Source organism: Bacillus sp. EB01, assembly GCF_000613125.1.
Classification (GTDB): domain Bacteria; phylum Bacillota; class Bacilli; order Bacillales; family Cytobacillaceae; genus Bacillus_D.
Window position 1 is genome coordinate 4,737,945 of the sequence record NZ_HG964497.1, and the last position, 16,309, is coordinate 4,754,253.

Annotated in this window: 18 protein-coding genes; 2 read left to right on the plus strand and 16 right to left on the minus strand. The window is 42.3% G+C overall.

Annotated elements, in window-relative coordinates:
* Positions 1 to 34: 34 nt before the first annotated feature.
* Together TY16_RS22365 and TY16_RS26725 are read right to left on the minus strand one after the other, a co-directional pair.
* On the minus strand, positions 35 to 1,828 hold the full coding sequence (locus tag TY16_RS22365) for a M3 family oligoendopeptidase (protein ID WP_043933954.1): 1,794 nt from the start codon (positions 1,826 to 1,828) through the stop codon (positions 35 to 37).
* 259 nt (positions 1,829 to 2,087) lie between these two features.
* Positions 2,088 to 2,237 (minus strand): hypothetical protein, encoded by a 150-nt coding sequence (locus TY16_RS26725; protein WP_197028442.1) that lies wholly within the window; start codon positions 2,235 to 2,237, stop codon positions 2,088 to 2,090.
* A gap of 232 nt (positions 2,238 to 2,469) precedes the next feature.
* Here TY16_RS26725 and sigK point away from each other — a divergent pair, with 232 nt between their 5' ends.
* Entirely contained in the window at positions 2,470 to 3,195 is a 726-nt protein-coding gene (gene sigK / locus TY16_RS22370; protein ID WP_043933955.1) for an RNA polymerase sporulation sigma factor SigK, read from the plus strand.
* Positions 3,196 to 3,712: 517 nt separating this feature from the next.
* Here the strand turns inward: sigK and TY16_RS25960 are convergent.
* The 7 genes from TY16_RS25960 to TY16_RS22400 all read right to left on the minus strand — a co-directional run bounded on the left by TY16_RS25960 (position 3,713) and on the right by TY16_RS22400 (position 8,588).
* Positions 3,713 to 3,853, minus strand: coding sequence for a YrzI family small protein (locus TY16_RS25960; protein ID WP_081773080.1), 141 nt, complete (start codon positions 3,851 to 3,853; stop codon positions 3,713 to 3,715).
* Positions 3,854 to 3,872: 19 nt separating this feature from the next.
* On the minus strand, positions 3,873 to 4,013 hold the full coding sequence (locus TY16_RS25965; protein WP_081773163.1) for a YrzI family small protein: 141 nt from the start codon (positions 4,011 to 4,013) through the stop codon (positions 3,873 to 3,875).
* A gap of 716 nt (positions 4,014 to 4,729) precedes the next feature.
* Positions 4,730 to 4,981: a YrhC family protein gene (locus tag TY16_RS22380; protein ID WP_081773081.1), complete on the minus strand. Its 252-nt coding sequence runs from the start codon at positions 4,979 to 4,981 to the stop codon at positions 4,730 to 4,732.
* Between the two features lie 176 nt (positions 4,982 to 5,157).
* Positions 5,158 to 6,291, minus strand: a complete 1,134-nt coding sequence (locus tag TY16_RS22385; protein ID WP_043933958.1) for a bifunctional cystathionine gamma-lyase/homocysteine desulfhydrase — start codon at positions 6,289 to 6,291, stop codon at positions 5,158 to 5,160.
* A gap of 2 nt (positions 6,292 to 6,293) precedes the next feature.
* Positions 6,294 to 7,217: a PLP-dependent cysteine synthase family protein gene (locus TY16_RS22390; RefSeq protein WP_043933959.1), complete on the minus strand. Its 924-nt coding sequence runs from the start codon at positions 7,215 to 7,217 to the stop codon at positions 6,294 to 6,296.
* Position 7,218: 1 nt separating this feature from the next.
* Positions 7,219 to 7,935 (minus strand): 5'-methylthioadenosine/S-adenosylhomocysteine nucleosidase, encoded by a 717-nt coding sequence (gene mtnN / locus TY16_RS22395; RefSeq protein ID WP_043933960.1) that lies wholly within the window; start codon positions 7,933 to 7,935, stop codon positions 7,219 to 7,221.
* Entirely contained in the window at positions 7,935 to 8,588 is a 654-nt protein-coding gene (locus TY16_RS22400) for a class I SAM-dependent methyltransferase (protein ID WP_043933961.1), read from the minus strand. Before TY16_RS22400 ends, mtnN begins: the two co-directional genes overlap by 1 nt.
* Positions 8,589 to 8,765: 177 nt before the next feature.
* On the opposite strand from TY16_RS22400, the gene TY16_RS22405 reads away from it, so the two are divergent.
* A complete protein-coding gene (locus TY16_RS22405; protein ID WP_043933962.1) occupies positions 8,766 to 8,975 on the plus strand; it encodes a DUF2536 family protein in 210 nt (69 codons plus the stop codon).
* A 30-nt stretch (positions 8,976 to 9,005) separates the two neighbouring features.
* On the opposite strand, the gene TY16_RS22410 is transcribed toward TY16_RS22405, so the two are convergent.
* The 7 genes from TY16_RS22410 to TY16_RS22440 form a co-directional block, all read right to left on the minus strand.
* Entirely contained in the window at positions 9,006 to 9,662 is a 657-nt protein-coding gene (locus TY16_RS22410; protein WP_043933963.1) for a YrrS family protein, read from the minus strand.
* 153 nt (positions 9,663 to 9,815) lie between these two features.
* Positions 9,816 to 11,576 (minus strand): peptidoglycan D,D-transpeptidase FtsI family protein, encoded by a 1,761-nt coding sequence (locus TY16_RS22415; protein WP_043933964.1) that lies wholly within the window; start codon positions 11,574 to 11,576, stop codon positions 9,816 to 9,818.
* A 65-nt stretch (positions 11,577 to 11,641) separates the two neighbouring features.
* Positions 11,642 to 12,118 carry a transcription elongation factor GreA gene (gene greA, locus TY16_RS22420; RefSeq protein WP_043933965.1) on the minus strand — a complete coding sequence of 159 codons (477 nt, stop codon included), beginning with the start codon at positions 12,116 to 12,118 and terminating at the stop codon, positions 11,642 to 11,644.
* 454 nt (positions 12,119 to 12,572) lie between these two features.
* Positions 12,573 to 13,208, minus strand: a complete 636-nt coding sequence (gene udk, locus TY16_RS22425) for a uridine kinase (protein ID WP_043933966.1) — start codon at positions 13,206 to 13,208, stop codon at positions 12,573 to 12,575.
* 1 nt (position 13,209) lies between these two features.
* Entirely contained in the window at positions 13,210 to 14,478 is a 1,269-nt protein-coding gene (locus TY16_RS22430; RefSeq protein WP_043933967.1) for a peptidase U32 family protein, read from the minus strand.
* 39 nt (positions 14,479 to 14,517) lie between these two features.
* Positions 14,518 to 15,447, minus strand: coding sequence for a peptidase U32 family protein (locus TY16_RS22435; protein ID WP_043933968.1), 930 nt, complete (start codon positions 15,445 to 15,447; stop codon positions 14,518 to 14,520).
* A 5-nt stretch (positions 15,448 to 15,452) separates the two neighbouring features.
* Positions 15,453 to 16,094 carry an O-methyltransferase gene (locus TY16_RS22440; protein ID WP_043933969.1) on the minus strand — a complete coding sequence of 214 codons (642 nt, stop codon included), beginning with the start codon at positions 16,092 to 16,094 and terminating at the stop codon, positions 15,453 to 15,455.
* Positions 16,095 to 16,309 lie beyond the last annotated feature (215 nt).

The window sequence follows — 16,309 nt, forward strand, 5'->3', positions numbered from 1 at the left end:
ACCCCGGCAGATTGCCGGGGTTATTGCCTTTTTATTATTTTGTTAGTTCAAGAAATTCATTTATATCATCAGTGCATAATTTTAAAGCGTCATTCCAGAAATCAGCTTTTGTCAAATCGGCTCCCAAATGCTTCATTGCCAATTCCTCAACCGTCATCGAAGCGGTATCTTTTAAGAGCGCGATGTATTTTTCCTCAAAACCGCTGCCTTCCTTTAAGGCCTGGGCATAAATGCCGAGGGAAAATAAGAATCCAAACGTGTAAGGGAAGTTATAGAATGGCACACCGGTAATAAAGAAATGAAGCTTGGAAGCCCAGAAAGAAGGATGATAGGAATCCAGGGCGCCAAGATAAGCCTCTTCCTGCGCTTTTTCCATCAGCTCGTTCAGGCGTGCCGCACTGACAAAACCATCCTTCCTTTCTTCATAAAAGCTGGTTTCAAAAAGATATCGGGCATGAATATTCATAAGCAAAGCTACAGATCGTTGGATTTTATCGTCAAGCAGGGCAAGTTTTTCATCCTTTGAGGAAGCATTTTTTACCGCGGCATCGGAGACGATCATTTCCGCAAAAGTAGACGCTGTCTCTGCCACATTCATCGCGTAATTCCTGTTCAATAGATGTAGATTGCGCATTGCATACGTGTGAAAGCCATGTCCCAATTCATGGGCGAGTGTTGAAATGTTTGACGGTGTTCCTGAATAGGTCATAAAAATTCGTGATTGCATCGCCTCAGGAAAATATGTATGGAAGCCCCCTGGAGCTTTACCTGGCCGATCTTCAGCTTCAATCCAATTATTTTCAAAGGCATGTCTGCTAAAGGACGTCATTTCTTCCCCAAACTTTGCAAACTGTTCAAGGATGAATTCGGCTCCTTCCTGATATGAAACTTTAGTTTCAGTATTTCCATATGGGGCTTCAAGATCGAACCAGCTTAGCTTTTCCACACCCATTAATTCGGCTCGGCGTTCAAGATATTTCTTTAGCGGCTGTTTCGCTTCGGAAATTGCACCCCACATAGCATCGAGTGTTTCTTTTTTCATTCTGTTAATATCAAGCGGTTCCTTAAGGAAGTCATCCCAGCCTCGCAATTTATAAACATTGAGCCTAAAACCTGCTAGATGATTTAAGATCTTTGCAAGGTAATCAGCATTGGCAGACCATGCTGCTTCCCATTCCTTAAACACAGCTTTGCGAACTTCCCTGTCAGGATTAGAAAACTGATTGGCTGCCTGTCCCACTGACAAAAGTTTTTCTTCCCCTTTTTGAGTAAAAGGAATCTTTGTTTTACCAACAACCATGTCATACATCTGTCCCCACGCATGATAGCCATCGACTCCAAGCGCATTAACGACTGCTTCTTCTTCCTTTGACAGTTTTTCTGAAGCGCGTGTCCGCCTCTCAGTTAAAACAAAAGCTAATTCATTAAGCCTTTCGTCATCCATTAATTTCTGCCAGGCTTCTTCAGCAATTCCAGTTAAATTTCCATCAAAAGCTCCGAGAGCTGTTTGGAAAGATGCACTTAACGCAGTTACTTTTGACTGCAGTTCAAAAGCCTTCTTATCCTCTGTATTTTGAGCCTTTAAACAGCTAATAAAAGCCCCCGCCTGCCTTATTTTCTTCGAAGCTTCCTCAAATAAGGAAATTAGTGCTGCAAGCATATCGGCATCTTTTTCCACTATTGAAGGCTGCCAGCTTGTCACCTTGCTATAAAATTGGTTGATTGTTCCTTCCGTTTCGGTCAAATGAGCTTGAAATTCCTTCGAATCGCTCCCGCCTGGAAAAAATACATCCAAATCCCAAACATCAGAAAATGTATTTATACTCAAAATGTTTCCCCCTAAACTGTAATCCAGGCTAAGCCTGATAAACTCTGTACCATTTTATTATAGGTAAGTATTTAGAAGATTTCCATAAGTCAGCAAAAAAAGCCCTTAACTGGAAAATAGAGCTTAATATTATGTAAGGGCTCTCCTGGCTCTGAGTATGAGGAAGATAGGACAAAAGCGGAAAAGGACGAGGTGCTTCAGATCCAATTATGTACCTCAACACACTAAAAGGGCCTCCAATCAGGATGGCCCATTGGGTTCACTTATAATAGGAGTTGAAATACCACCAACCTCCGAATAACAGGATGATAATAAAAAGGATTATCAGCAATGCATACCAAAAGCCATAGCCGCCGCCAGCTCCATATGGATAGGTGTACGGGCTAGGATAAGGATAACCGTAATACATGTTTTCACCCCTTTCCTCTTACTATAGGGTATGTACCTATCCCAAAGGTGCATGGGCGAAAAAAATAATTCTGCATAAATCTTAGTGGCAATTCATAAGTTTCCATTCGGTCCCTTTTATATTCGGCACTTTTTAGCAAATTACGGAAATTTAGTTGGGACAGACACGAACCTTCTTATTTTGACATAGAGATTAGTTATACAGAATGCTGAACAGAAAGCGGGGGGAATGTATGTCCAGTATTTTGACCGCACTTGGATACATGGTAAAAGAAATTATCTTTCTCGTTTCGTATGTAAAAAACAATGCCTTTCCTCAGCCCTTGTCCTCTGCTGATGAGAAAAAGTACCTCAAGCTAATGGCTGCAGGGGATGCGAATGCCCGTAATCTCCTTATTGAGCACAATCTCCGGTTGGTAGCACATATAGTGAAAAAATTCGAGAATACCGGAGAGGATCCCGAAGACTTAATTAGCATTGGCACTATTGGACTCATTAAGGCAATTGAAAGCTATTCGGATGGTAAGGGCACAAAACTCGCAACCTATGCGGCAAGGTGCATAGAAAATGAAATTCTTATGCATTTGAGAGCGCTTAAAAAGACAAAAAAAGATGTTTCGCTTCATGACCCAATTGGTCAGGATAAGGAGGGTAATGAAATTTCACTCATTGATGTACTAAAGTCCGAATCAGAGGATGTAATTGATACCATACAGCTAAATATGGAATTAGAAAAAATTAAACAGTTTATCGGAGTGCTTGATGCCCGCGAGAAAGAAGTCATAGTTGGAAGATTCGGGCTCGATCTCCAAAAAGAAAAAACGCAGCGTGAAATTGCCAAGGAACTCGGAATTTCAAGAAGTTATGTTTCGAGAATAGAAAAGAGAGCATTAATGAAAATGTTTCATGAATTTTACCGCGCAGAAAAAGATAAAAGGAAAAAGGGAAAGAGCAGCTGATAATTTCAGCTGCTCTTCATCTTTTTTAAAAAAACATTTGAGATCCTACTATTCGTAAAAGGCTTCTCGCCAAGGGGGTGATGGACATGAATTTCCAAAAAGATATATTTGGGACAGTAAAAAAGCATCAACCCCAAAGGGCAGATGCTTTTTCAGTTAGTCTTCCACACTGACTTCAGCTGCAATCACACAGCCAATTACACCTGTAATAATTAAGGCCCCTACCATCAACAAAATCATATTCCAGCACCCCTTGCTCAGCCAAGATAATATTCTAAATTTAATTATAGTATAAACGGTGTCAACCCTTCAATGAACTTATTCCCGATTAAGTCGGTATTGATTCATCTGTTTTTTCCGTTTTAAAAAAAACGTCAGCAAAAAACAATGTAAAGGCATCACGGACACTCCTTCCAAAAGGGTTACGTGGTATCTTTCATAATCCAAAAGCAACCTCTTCTATTCTGCATCAATAACAACATTTTCAACTCCACCTTTCCTCTCATTTTTGGCACCATCAAAACGGTCTGTAATAATTGAACCTGATTTTATTATCCTTTTCGCTAATCTGTCTGGTCTGCACTAATGAAATCAATTCTTCGGGGCTATATTCCCTCAGCTTGATTGTAATTGTAAAAAAGAAAATATGAAGAGTCATTCTTATCACCACCTCTTAATTAAAACGGGCGGTACATGGAAAATTGGCGATCTTTGTTTTCCTCGGTAATTTTCTCAATGTATTCCCGTCTCATAATTTCTTCCGGGTTCATTTTGCGGCGTTTGATCGTCACAGTAATAAAGAAAATATTCAGTGTCATTCCTTTCACCTCCTCCTTGTTATCCATATCCGAATTTTGGGCATAAAAAATGCCGCAGGAAGCCCCTGCGGCATACCATGGCCAGAGCAGAACCCGCTTTAAAACGGTTCCTTTCCGGCTTTTGGTTTTAGGCATAGAAATGCCGCAGGCACAGTTCTCCTACGGCATGGACATGGCGATATTAGCTTACAAAGCAACCCATTCCCCGAAGGCAGAACATGTATGAAGTTTGTAATCGAATTTTACCCAAGCAATTTTCTTAAACATACGAATGCCTCCTTCCAGGAATTTTTAACTTACTACGGTAATTATATCCACTTGAACACTATTTGTAAACACTTATTTTGTAAAAAATTCATCTTTTCCCTTTTTATGGACAAGCATCCTGATTTTTCTTTTATGATGGCTCTGTTATAGCTGAATGTTGATTTCACTCTGTTTGAAAAATAAGGGGAGGAATTCCGGTTAAATCGGGAAATACCCATATTTCCCTTAAAATAAGGGGAGTTTTTCCGCTTATCAAACCAGAATCATTGGTTTTTGACTTATTTTAAGAAGTTAAGGGGAATTTCTCCGCTTATTTCTGTCTCTTAAGGTGCCCGTGGGTACAATAGACGGAAATTCTCCCCTTAATAAATTCTCATACCTAAACAAAAATCAACAATCAATACTAACAAAGCCAAAAGAAAAAAACGCCCAAAATGGACGTTGGATTTTTATAAGAAATATTCTTCTCCGTCTTCGTGCTCCATCAACATTTTCCTGTATTCCTTGGATTTCAGGAAGAACAAAATCGAACCTGCCAGGAAAACCAGGGAAGCTACCGACATGCCAGTCAGGTCGATATCACTTATCGGACCTGTAGGAAGGATTGTGCCTAGATAAAAGAACGAGCCAACAGCTAAGAGCACAATTCCAAGCCACCTGGTATCACACATTTTTTCATAAAGTTCTTTTGCTTGATTCATCATGCTCACCTACTTTTCTAGAATACTACTAAATTAATTTAGCATATTTTTAAGGGCAGGGAGCAATGTAATTATTAACATTATGGGAACATTGTTAACTGTTTTCTTTCTTTTTCCAACGATTGCTTTAAAAAAGCCAAAAGGCGCCGGTAAATTACCGGCGCCTTTGCTGTTATTTATTCCAACGCATTCTTAAGATCTTCAATCAAGTCTTCGGCATCTTCAAGGCCAACTGAAATCCTTACCAAGCCATCAGTAATACCAAGCTCAGCTCTGCGCTCCGCAGGTATGGATGCGTGGGTCATCCGCGCAGGAACAGAAATTAGGCTTTCTACGGCCCCAAGGCTTTCTGCCAAAGTAAAGTAGTGAACCTTGCTCAGCAGTTCGTCAGCTTTTTCGGCACTTCCAACATCAAAGGAAACCATTCCCCCGAATCCGCGGGCCTGCTTTTTGGCAAGGTCATGGTTTGGGTGGTTTTCAAGGCCTGGGTAAAAGACTTTTTTAACTCCAGAATGGCTAACTAGGAAGTCTACGATCGCTTTTGTATTAGCTTCCGTTTCCTCCATGCGGATACCCAGGGTTTTAATGCCCCGGATCAATAACCATGAATCCTGAGGGCCCAGGACGCCTCCGGTTGAGTTTTGAACAAAGTGGAGGTCTTCAGCCAGCTTCTGGCTATTCACTACTGCAAGGCCGGCAACCACGTCGCTGTGTCCGCCAATGTATTTAGTTGCACTGTGAAGGACGATATCAGCATCCAATTCAATTGGGTTCTGCCAATACGGTGTTGAGAAGGTGTTGTCAACAATTGTTAACAAGCCATGCTCTTTGGCCAAATTGGCCGCACCTTCAATATCAGTAATTTTCAAAAGTGGGTTGGTTGGTGTCTCAAGGTAAATCGCCCGTGTATTTGGCCTGATTTCCCCTGTGATGTTTTCCAGGTTGCTTGTATCAACAAAAGTCGAATCAATTCCCATACGATTTAGCACCTTCGTCATAACACGGAAAGAACCGCCGTATACGTCATCTGTTAAAATAACATGGTCTCCAGAGTTGAATAGCATCATGACTGCTGTGATTGCAGCCATCCCGGAACCAAATGCGAACCCTGCATGACCGCCTTCAATATCCTTTATTAATTCTTCAAGCGCATGCCGAGTCGGATTTCCAGTCCTGGAGTATTCAAAGCCCTTATGCCCGCCTACCCCTTCCTGAGCGTATGTGCTGACCTGGTAGATCGGCACATTTACCGCACCTGTATAAGGGTCATTTGGTATGCCGCCGTGTATAAGTCTTGTTTTTCTTTTCATATTTATATCCCGCCTTCATATATCTTTTTACTCAAATACCGTTCGCTTCCATCAGGAAAAATCAAAACTATATTCGTTCCTGCCGGAGCCTTTTCTGCTTCGAGCAGCGCAGCATGCAAAGCCGCGCCGGAAGAACTGCCAACCAGGAGCCCCTCTTTTGCAGCAAGCTCCTTGACGAGCCGGAATGCATCCTCATCCAAAACCGTATGGATGGAATCGAAATAACTTCGGTCCATATAGTCGGGAAGGAATTCCATTCCGATCCCTTCTGTCTTATGTGTACCGGATTTGCCACCGTTAAGGATGGATCCTTCTGGTTCCACAATGACAGTCTTCACCTTTTTATCTTGATCCTTTAAGTATCTGGCGGTTCCCATGAATGTACCGCCGGTGCCTGCACCTGCAACAAAAATATCAATTTTACCGTCCATTTGTTCCCAAATTTCAGGTCCGAGCGTTTTATAATATGTTTCAGGATTGGCAGGATTACCAAACTGCTGAGGACAGTAGGAGCCGGGAATATCGTTCAGAAGTTCCTTAGCCTTCCTAATGGCACCCTTCATTCCTTCTTCAGTTGGGGTATTGACGACTTTGGCACCAAGAGCCCTCATCAGATCTTGTTTTTCAAGGCTGAACTTTTCCGGAACGCAGAATATAACATTTACATCTTGATTAACCGCCGCCAGTGCAAGGCCAATTCCCGTGTTTCCCGCAGTCGGCTCAATGACTGTTCCTCCTGGTTGCAGTTTGCCACTATCCATTGCTTCTCTCAGGAGTTCAACCCCGAGCCTATCCTTGACGCTTCCTCCGGGATTAAGAAATTCAAGCTTGGCAAATATACGTACTCCCTCTTTTGGTTCAAATGTTTTTAGCTCGACAATTGGTGTATTGCCAATCAATTCATGAACACTTCCAAAAACCTTCATATTAGGCCTCCAATCTACAGACCATTTTTAAAGCCGAAACCATTTTCATAACAAGTGTTGCAGAGTTTTGGGCGGCTTTGTCCAGGAACTGGTCAAATGAAACGCCCGAATCCTTTCCGGCAATATCGGAAAGAGAACGGATTATCACAAATGGAATCCCGAACTGATGGGCAACCTGGGCAATTGCAGCAGCTTCCATTTCAACTGCCTGTACGCCTGGGAAATTTTCACGGACAGCCTCGACCCTCTCTGCATTATCCATAAATGAATCCCCTGTTGTAATTAAGCCTTTGACAATCTGGATATCGTCTATTTCGGAAGCAGCAGCCTCAGCAACTGCAACCAATTTTTCATCCGCCTGGAACGCGGCTGGCAGCTGCGGAACTTGTCCATATTCATATCCAAATGCCGTGACATCCACATCATGATGACGGATTTCTGTTGAGATAACAGCATCGCCTACGTTCAGCACTGGGTTCAGCCCGCCCGCTGAACCCGTATTGATTACACAGTCCGGCTTAAATTTTTCGAGGAGAATAGTCGTAGACATAGCAGCGTTCACTTTGCCAATTCCGGAACGAAGCAGGACAACCTCTGCACCGTGCATCGTTCCCAATGTGAATTCACAACCTGCAATGACTTCTTGTGTTTGGTTTTCAATGTTGCTTCGTAATAAAACAACTTCTTCTTCCATAGCTCCGATAATTGCGATTTTCATTAGTAAACCTCACTTTTAATTTTTACACCTTCCATTAGCCAGACAAACTCATTGCAGCGGGAAAACTGCGTACTAAATCCGTTTTCTTCTAAAATACTCTTCAGTATTGGGATTGTAGTGTAATATTCGCGCTGCAAATCTTCAGCAAGGTTGTTAAACCCTTTTTCCTTTGCGTCTAGAATAGCGGCTTCAAATGCCTCTTTGGATTCATACATAGTGTCAGCAAATACTATTTTACCACCAACGGGCAGTATCTTTCCATAAAGGGCTACAGCCTTTGCTTTTTCTTCATCTGTTAGATGGTGGAAGGCATACGTACTTACAAATGTATCAGGTTTTTCCACTCCCTCAAAATTTAGAAAATCACCATCCACTATTTTTACCTTCCCGGCCAATTTCTCCAAAGCAATTTTCCTCATCGCAGGAGATGGTTCGATGCCGGTTACCTCCAAGCCTTTTTCCAAAATTCTTTTTGTAAGATTACCCGTCCCTACACCAAATTCCGCCACATGGCCAACTGAACGGGAGGCAACCTCCTCGAGGATGCCCTCATAATTCCGGAATACCTCTTTATACTCCTTGTCATGGCCATCTACAGTTTCATCATACGAATCTGCCCACACCTCAAATAAATCAAGAAATTCCCTGCCCATTTATCTCACTCTCCGAGAATTAATTTTTAAATCTACAAATTCCTATAGATATACTATGATTTAATGCTAACCATGTTCCCAATTTATCACAATTACACCTATCCATCAACTGCCGAATTGCAAGTGAGTGAGTGTTTTGGCTACAATGAAACTGATAAATCAAAGGGAGTGTACGCAATGAATCTGCATTTTGACCTACTTGAGGATAAAATTGAATTTTTTGAGGCAACTAATATAAAAACACTGGAAAGTAAGATTGCTTCCCAAATTGAAGTGAACAAAGCAATTATGCTCCATGTCCAATCTGTTAACTATCAGATGCATGTAAATGAAAACGGCCAAACGTATTTTACTGCTGCCGTTCATTTTAAGTTAAAAAAACTCTAAAAAAAAGCGGGGATGGCTTTAGCCAACCCGCTATGATTTCTTATCGTTTTCTATTAATTCTTCAACTTTTACAGGTTTATACCCTTGGCCGTCTACCCATTGGATATATACCCTATAGGCCTGATCGCTTCCTTTTGCGCTCACAGTGCCAATTGCTCCACCCTCGTTATTCTTGTCCTGCTGAAGCCACCAGACTGTCATTGAGTTCTTATCCGTTTCAATCGCATAAGAAAGGGCATCAAGCATTTCCTGCCAGTCTTGAGAGCTATCTTCTATAACCACTTTATGTTCACCTGTCTGCTCAGTCCCAACAGGTTTCCAGCCTGGATTTTCAATTGTTCTTTTCACATTGGGAGAGCTTCCGCCTTCAGTAACAACCGGTTCTGCATCTTCATTCTCGGACTCCTGCTCATCCGCTTCTTCTTCATCAGCTTCCTGCTCATCTTCTTTAGAAGATTCTCCGGCAGGATTTTCTTTCTGCCCGGATCCGCCGGTCCCATTTGAAGCACTAGTTTCCGGTTGAACTTGCGGCTTTGGAGATGCATCATTTCCTCCCGCAAAAATCGAGTACCCAACAGCCAAAATAGCAATGATTACAATAACAATTAAGCTATTTAAAATTAGATTAGTTTTTTTCCTTTTTGCACGATAACGCGAACGTGTACTTTGAGTGTAATCCTGTTCCATTGGACAAAGCCTCCCTAGCAAAGGTTGTCACTATTTTAACATGAGAAGCAAGCAAGAGAAAAGGAAAAGCAGAAAGTGTTAGATTTCCAACTATTCAATATAGGAGATTATCCTTGCGCTATTCCACTGATGGTGAGGTACCCTTTGAACCATTTAGTTAGCCTGAGCATTTAGGTCCGATAAAAAGGTAACCATATCGGCAAACAACGGATTGACGCCACCCTCATTTCCATACACATCCAAATTCACTGTAACGAGTGCAAAGCGCGGATTTCTGTACGGGAAATAACCTGCAAACCATTTATTATGAAGCTGTTTTCCGTTCTTAAACCTTCCTGTTTCGGCAGTTCCAGATTTACCAGCTACTTCATAAGGCAACTCTGAAAACCACCTCCCTGTCCCATTCTTATTAACAACAACTTCTCTTAGTAATTGCCCGAGTTCCTTTGCCGTGCCAGATGAAAGCTGCTCTCCATTAAGTTCATTTTCAGGGAACGTATACATAACTGCACCATTTTTATATGTGATTTCCGAAACGGCCCGAACCATTTCCTTTTCTCCTCCCCTTGCTATCGTGGCCATCATATTCGCGACTGCAAGCGGGGTTGCTCTTACTTCCTTTTGTCCAATTCCTGAAAGGGCAACATAGTTTCGATCGTTTCTTTCTTCATCAGAGATGAATACCCTCCCTTTTTCCTCATCAGGTAACTGTGAAAAGTTTGCGATCTGGAATACATTTCCCCGCCAGCCAACTCCACCAGTTAGAGAAAGCTTTTCTGCGTATTCTTCAAGGATATTGGGGTCTATCTCCATAAGCTCTTTAGCCAATGATGCAAATGTATTATTACAGCTCACCGCAAAACTATCTGAAAAGCCCAGCAATCCATGCTGATATACCTGGTCAGGTCTACCGTCAATTGTCCGGCTGCAATCGTATAGCCTTTCTTTTCCATCCAGTCCATAATCAATCGCAGCAGCTGCTACGGCCGTTTTAAAAACGGATCCCATAATTTGTTCCTTCAGCATAAGATTAACCATGCCATTTCCTTTAAAAGGATCCTTATCATTAACATTTGGCCTTGATACGGTTGCCAATATGCTATTAGTAGATATATCGAGAAGAATGAGGCCCCCGTTTTTAATGCCATGCTTATCAACAAGCTGCTCAGCCTGTTTTTGTATATCTAAATCAATCGTTGTCTTTATGCTCGCCGGATAAAAGGGGTTTGTTATACCCGTGTACTTAACCTTTGTCCCAAATAAAGGGCTTCCGCTTCCATCGACATGGTAAACAAGCTGTGACTTCCTTTCAGCAACCAGAATCTCATCAAAGCTTTTTTCGAGTCCAGAAATGCCTATTTGGGTCCGTAGCGGGAGGGACCGATCTGGATATCTTTTACTTAACTCGGTTTCATTCTCTCCCAGTACACCAATTAGTTGTTTTGCAACCGCATCCTGTTTTTCAAATTTTTTTTCGACTGCAAATACACCAGGTATTTTTAATGAATTAATTAATTGAACTTGTGAAGATGTCAAGGATAGCGGTTTAGGTTCCCCAAAAGCAAAAGGCGCTTTTGCCTGTTTGATAGCTTGAAGAATTTCATTTTCCTCTACTCCAACTGCATTGGCCACTTTTTCCACTGGCCATGAAGCATTTTTTAAAAAAGGGAAAAAAATTAAAACGGATAAATCCTCATGCGTCATCGATTCCCCTTCTCGGTCAAGAATCCTGCCGCGCCCATCATCGATCACTAATTCCTGTGACCGCTGCCTGACACTTTCTTCAAGAAGATTGATATGATGTGATGAAAAGCTTTCAGGTTCCCATAATTGAATTTGAACTAGTCTGCCTGCCAATATCAGAAATATAACCATATACAAATACAGCATTCCTGCTGCCCGCTTTTTCCACATAAAAAAACACCTCGTCAAAAGCTTTGACGAGATGCCCTAATTTCAAACCTTAAACAATGGTCTGGTTATTTGATTAATGTAATCTTTACTGTCATTTCTCCGCCTGGAGTCTGAACAGAAACAATATCTCCAACCTTCTTGCCCATCAGGCTCCGAGCAATTGGAGAATCATTCGAGATTTTCCCTTCGAATGGATCTGCTTCGGCGCTTCCCACGATTGAGTATGTTTCTTCCTCGCCATCAGGCAATTCAACGAAAGTCACACTTCGGCCAAGGGAAACAGCATCCCCTGGTACTTCACTTTCAACAATGATTTTTGCATTACGAATCATATTTTCAAGAGTAGTAATACGTCCTTCAACAAAGGCTTGCTCCTCCTTTGCCGAATCGTACTCTGAGTTCTCGGACAAGTCGCCAAAGCTCCGTGCGATTTTAATTCTCTCAACCACTTCTTTACGTTTAACAGTCTTTAGATGTTCAAGTTCTTGGACAAGCTTATCTTTGCCTGCCTGTGTCATTGGAAATACTTTTTCTTGTGCCAAAATGTTCACTCCTTATAATCTCTGCACGACCAGTTGTGTGCGGTCTTTTTATGTAGTATTTTTCTGTAAAACAGATAGCAAGCGCGCTCTTGTTAAGGGCGCGCGCAACCTATATTTTACGTAATTGAGTTGAGGAAACGTAAACGCTTCCGGTTTTCTTTGTCCAGCTTCACCGCCTAGGGGCTCGAGGTCGCTTCGGCCTCTCAGCTGAAGTCAAAGAACGACTTCTGCTTCAAGTCCTCCAGCGCTTGTCGCCCCTAACCAAGGCGGTTCCGCTTTTCTTTTGTCCAGCAGCGGCTCCCAACGCCTAGTGTCCTTCGGTCCCCTCACTACGATAAGTCAACATCGAATCACCCTTAGGGGCTCTTCGTGTTTCCTTTATTTCATGTCGGGGCCCTCCAGGCCATACGGCGCTGAACGGGAGCCTTCGCTTTTCTTTATTTATGCTATTGTTTCATAAAATAGACTTTTGTTCAAGAATAGTTTGAATTTTAGTAACCATTAAATCGATGGCTACATAGTTGTGGCCGCCTTCTGGAATAATGACATCCGCATAGCGTTTTGTCGGTTCGATGAATTGGTTATGCATCGGCCTGACAACATTGACATACTGCTCGATAACTGACTCTACAGTTCTGCCGCGCTCTTTGATATCACGCTGAAGCCTTCTCAAAATCCGGATATCCGCATCTGTATCGACGAACAGTTTAATGTCCATCAGGTTGCGAAGCCGTTCATCTTCAAGAATTAAAATTCCTTCCAAAATGATAACATCCTTGGGTTCAACATGAATCACTTGGCTGGACCTTGTATGAAGAGAATAATCATAAACAGGCTTTTCAATTGGTTCCCTTGCCAGCAATTTTTCAATATGCTCTATGAGCAAATCATTATCGAAAGCGAGCGGATGGTCATAATTTGTCTTAAGCCTTTCCTCAAATGGGAGACCGCTCTGATCTTTATAATAATAATCCTGCTCAATCATTAGGATGGAATGTCCCTGAAAGCTATCGAATATCGCCTTTGTGACAGATGTTTTCCCTGAACCAGAACCTCCGGCAACCCCGATTACAACTGGTTTGCGATCCATATTATTTCTCCTTCCGCATCATGTTGTTTGGGTAGACCGGCTTGTCCAGCCTAAACTTAACAATTTGTAGCGGATGGCGGGCAGCATCAAGCTCCAGCCCATCCTCATCCCAAATTTTTTCAATGACTGTATTAAAATTCTCTATTTCTGGTCCAAAAAATTCAACTTCATCCCCAGGCTTAAAAAAGTTCCTTTGCTGAAGTGTGACAATTTTGGTCTCTTCGTCATAACCTAGGACAAGTCCAACAAAGTCGAACTTGGTCTTTTTGGTATGATTGCCAAACATTTGCTCTTTATACCCGGGGACACCTTCAAAAAATGCCGGCGCGGTCTCCCGATTGGCGCACTTGTCGAGCTCTTCAATCCATTCTTCATTGATCGCGAAGTTATCAGGATCTTCACAATAAGAATCAATAAGCTTCCGGTATACACTGACTACGGTTGCGATATAATGGATGGACTTCATCCGGCCTTCGATTTTCAGGCTGTCTATCCCCAATTCAATCATTTGTGGTATAGACTGGAGAAGGTTTAAATCCTTTGGGCTCATTGCAAAAGGAGCATCGTTTTCACCGAATAACGCGGTTTCACCCTCACCATCAAGCTTATACAGGTCATAATCCCAACGGCATGACTGGCAGCAGCCGCCACGGTTGGAATCCCTGGCAGTCATGTGATTGCTTAGTGTACAGCGACCAGAATAGGCAATACACATTGCGCCGTGGATGAAAGTTTCAATTTCGATATCGACCTTTTCTTTCATTTCCCTGATTTCTTCGGCGCTAGTTTCGCGTGCAAGCACGACTCGTTCCAATCCTTCTTCCTGCCAGAATTGAATAGCCTTCCAGTTGGAAAGTGATTGTTGTGTACTTAAATGCACCTCAATTTCAGGAGCAATCCTTCGGCACGTTTCGATGATAAGCGGATCGGCAACAATAATACCTGCCACACCAGCTTCCTTTAACCCCATCATATACTCTTCAAGGCCATCAATATTTTCATTATGGGCAAAAATATTAGTAGTAACATATATTTTAGCGCCATATTGTTTGGCGAACTCTACGCCTTCTTTCATTTCTTCAAATGTAAAGTTATCAGCGTTCGAACGGAGGCCATATTCCTGGCCACCGATAAACACGGCATCCGCTCCATAATGGACGGCAACTTTAAGTTTTTCAAGGTTTCCGGCTGGGGCGAGCAGCTCGGGTTTTTTTACAATAACCCGCTTTCCATTAATGATTTCGGAAATTCGCTCTTTTACTGCACTCATGGCCATATACCTCCTTTTCAGCTAGTTTAAAACTATAAGTCAATAAACTGTTTCCTTGAAGAAAAACCCGGTATCCAGAGGCCTTGAAGAAGGCTGGATTCTTTCAACTTCTTCAAGCAGTTCATCCTTTGCATCTTCGTACAAATCCGCATCCTCAACATAAAGGTCGATAGCCTTTCGATACAAACGGGTCACTTCAATGATGTACTCTGGAGACTTTAATATGCCGTCAATTTTAAAAGAATCGACACCTGCCTCAAGCATATCCTGAAGTTCATCAATAATACAGATATCATTAGGGCTCATGATGTGCGTGCCATTGGCGTCCTCGAAAATTGGATACTTTGTACCCCTCTCCTTGTCATGGAGAAACATATCCTTGTTCAGCTTGCTGTTCTCAATTTCCATTGTTTTGCCCTGGTACAGAAAATAATTTCCCAATAACGACCGCTTTGATTGGAACATGCAGCTCATCCCATGGACCTGGACTTCTATTTCAACTTCAGCTTTTTCCTTAATTTCGACGATAGCATCCATGTTTATTTCCCTGGCCAATACAGCCCGTTTCGCGCCTTTTCTCCCCCAATAATTGCAGGTATACCAGTTGGTTGCTGTTGTTTCTGTATTCCAATGAAGCTGCAAATCAGGAGTTACTTCACGCGCCGCCATTAACACAGCCGGGTCACCGAACAAAACCGCGTCAGCCCCTGCTTCTTTAACAAATTTCAAGTAATCGGCCAACTCGTCCACTTTTTCATTATGAAAAATGGCATTCATTGACACATACACTTTTTTCCCTTTCGAATGGGCAAGCTCAATTGCCTCTTTTACCTCTTCAGGGCTAAATTCCCCAGCGAGCCTCAAGGCATAGCGCTGTTCCCCGATGACAAAGGCATCTGCGCCTGAATCAGCAAGAGGCAGAATATCTTGAACGCTAGTTGGTGTAACGAGCAATTCAGGCTTTTTCAAATTTTTCACCCTCTTTTATAACTTATGGCCACCCCATCACCAATCGGAAGGATAGATGTTTCAAAGCCTTCCTGGCTTGTGAGCCATAGATTGTAGCCATGTATTTTTTCAGCCAGCTTAGCAAGCCTCTTATTGTCAGTTTGTTCATTATAGACAAGCCCTTTAAAAAGGACATTATCGGTAACAAGAACCCCTCCTGTGCGCAAATAGGGTTCATACAAAGCAAAAAATTTCTGATATTGCCCTTTGGCAGCATCAATGAATAATGCGTCGAATGGTGCAAATCCACTTACTTTATCTGAAACCTCAAGTGCATCCCCTAAAATAGGATGTATTCTCGACTTATAGCCGCTCCTGTCAATATAATCCTGGGCAAGCAGAAACCGTTCTTCATCCCGTTCAATCGTGACCACACTTGCATCAGGTATTGCTTCAGCCATTCGCAATGCTGAATAACCAATTGCTGTTCCTATTTCAAGGATCCGCTCAGGCTTCAAAATCCTTAAGACCTGAAGCATTGCTTCCATCCCGGTGGGCTCCATGATAGGTACATGGTTAACACTAGCGAAATCTTCCATTTCAGAGAATAAACCTTCCCTGGAAGGAAGAAGGCTCTCTAAATATGCCTGCAGTTTTTCATCCAACAAGTGATCCACCTCAACTTTACGGGTTGTAGCCTTAAACACGAAAAAATAGCGTTCACAGCAAACTGTTCATGGACCACAGCGGGCCTCATTCATTGTATGCTGTAATTGACGCTATACTAGATAATCGGGAACAAGTCCCTCTTCGCTTAACTTGCCATGGCGAAATCGCCATGCTTAAATTCTGAATCATTTTACCATAAGAGCCGGGGAAAATC

What these genes read in the sequence shown, in the direction of transcription:
- TY16_RS25960 (WP_081773080.1), bottom strand. Translation starts at nt 3,853, where the DNA reads ATGACTCTTCATATTTTCTTTTTTACAATTACAATCAAGCTGAGGGAA.
- TY16_RS22405 (WP_043933962.1), top strand. Translation starts at nt 8,766, where the DNA reads ATGAATCTGCATTTTGACCTACTTGAGGATAAAATTGAATTTTTTGAG.
- TY16_RS22415 (WP_043933964.1), bottom strand. Translation starts at nt 11,576, where the DNA reads ATGTGGAAAAAGCGGGCAGCAGGAATGCTGTATTTGTATATGGTTATA.
- sigK (WP_043933955.1), top strand. Translation starts at nt 2,470, where the DNA reads ATGTCCAGTATTTTGACCGCACTTGGATACATGGTAAAAGAAATTATC.
- TY16_RS22430 (WP_043933967.1), bottom strand. Translation starts at nt 14,478, where the DNA reads ATGAGTGCAGTAAAAGAGCGAATTTCCGAAATCATTAATGGAAAGCGG.
- TY16_RS22400 (WP_043933961.1), bottom strand. Translation starts at nt 8,588, where the DNA reads ATGGGCAGGGAATTTCTTGATTTATTTGAGGTGTGGGCAGATTCGTAT.
- TY16_RS25965 (WP_081773163.1), bottom strand. Translation starts at nt 4,013, where the DNA reads ATGACACTGAATATTTTCTTTATTACTGTGACGATCAAACGCCGCAAA.
- TY16_RS22410 (WP_043933963.1), bottom strand. Translation starts at nt 9,662, where the DNA reads ATGGAACAGGATTACACTCAAAGTACACGTTCGCGTTATCGTGCAAAA.
- TY16_RS22380 (WP_081773081.1), bottom strand. Translation starts at nt 4,981, where the DNA reads ATGAATCAAGCAAAAGAACTTTATGAAAAAATGTGTGATACCAGGTGG.
- TY16_RS22390 (WP_043933959.1), bottom strand. Translation starts at nt 7,217, where the DNA reads ATGAAGGTTTTTGGAAGTGTTCATGAATTGATTGGCAATACACCAATT.
- mtnN (WP_043933960.1), bottom strand. Translation starts at nt 7,935, where the DNA reads ATGAAAATCGCAATTATCGGAGCTATGGAAGAAGAAGTTGTTTTATTA.
- TY16_RS22385 (WP_043933958.1), bottom strand. Translation starts at nt 6,291, where the DNA reads ATGAAAAGAAAAACAAGACTTATACACGGCGGCATACCAAATGACCCT.
- udk (WP_043933966.1), bottom strand. Translation starts at nt 13,208, where the DNA reads ATGGATCGCAAACCAGTTGTAATCGGGGTTGCCGGAGGTTCTGGTTCA.
- TY16_RS26725 (WP_197028442.1), bottom strand. Translation starts at nt 2,237, where the DNA reads ATGTATTACGGTTATCCTTATCCTAGCCCGTACACCTATCCATATGGA.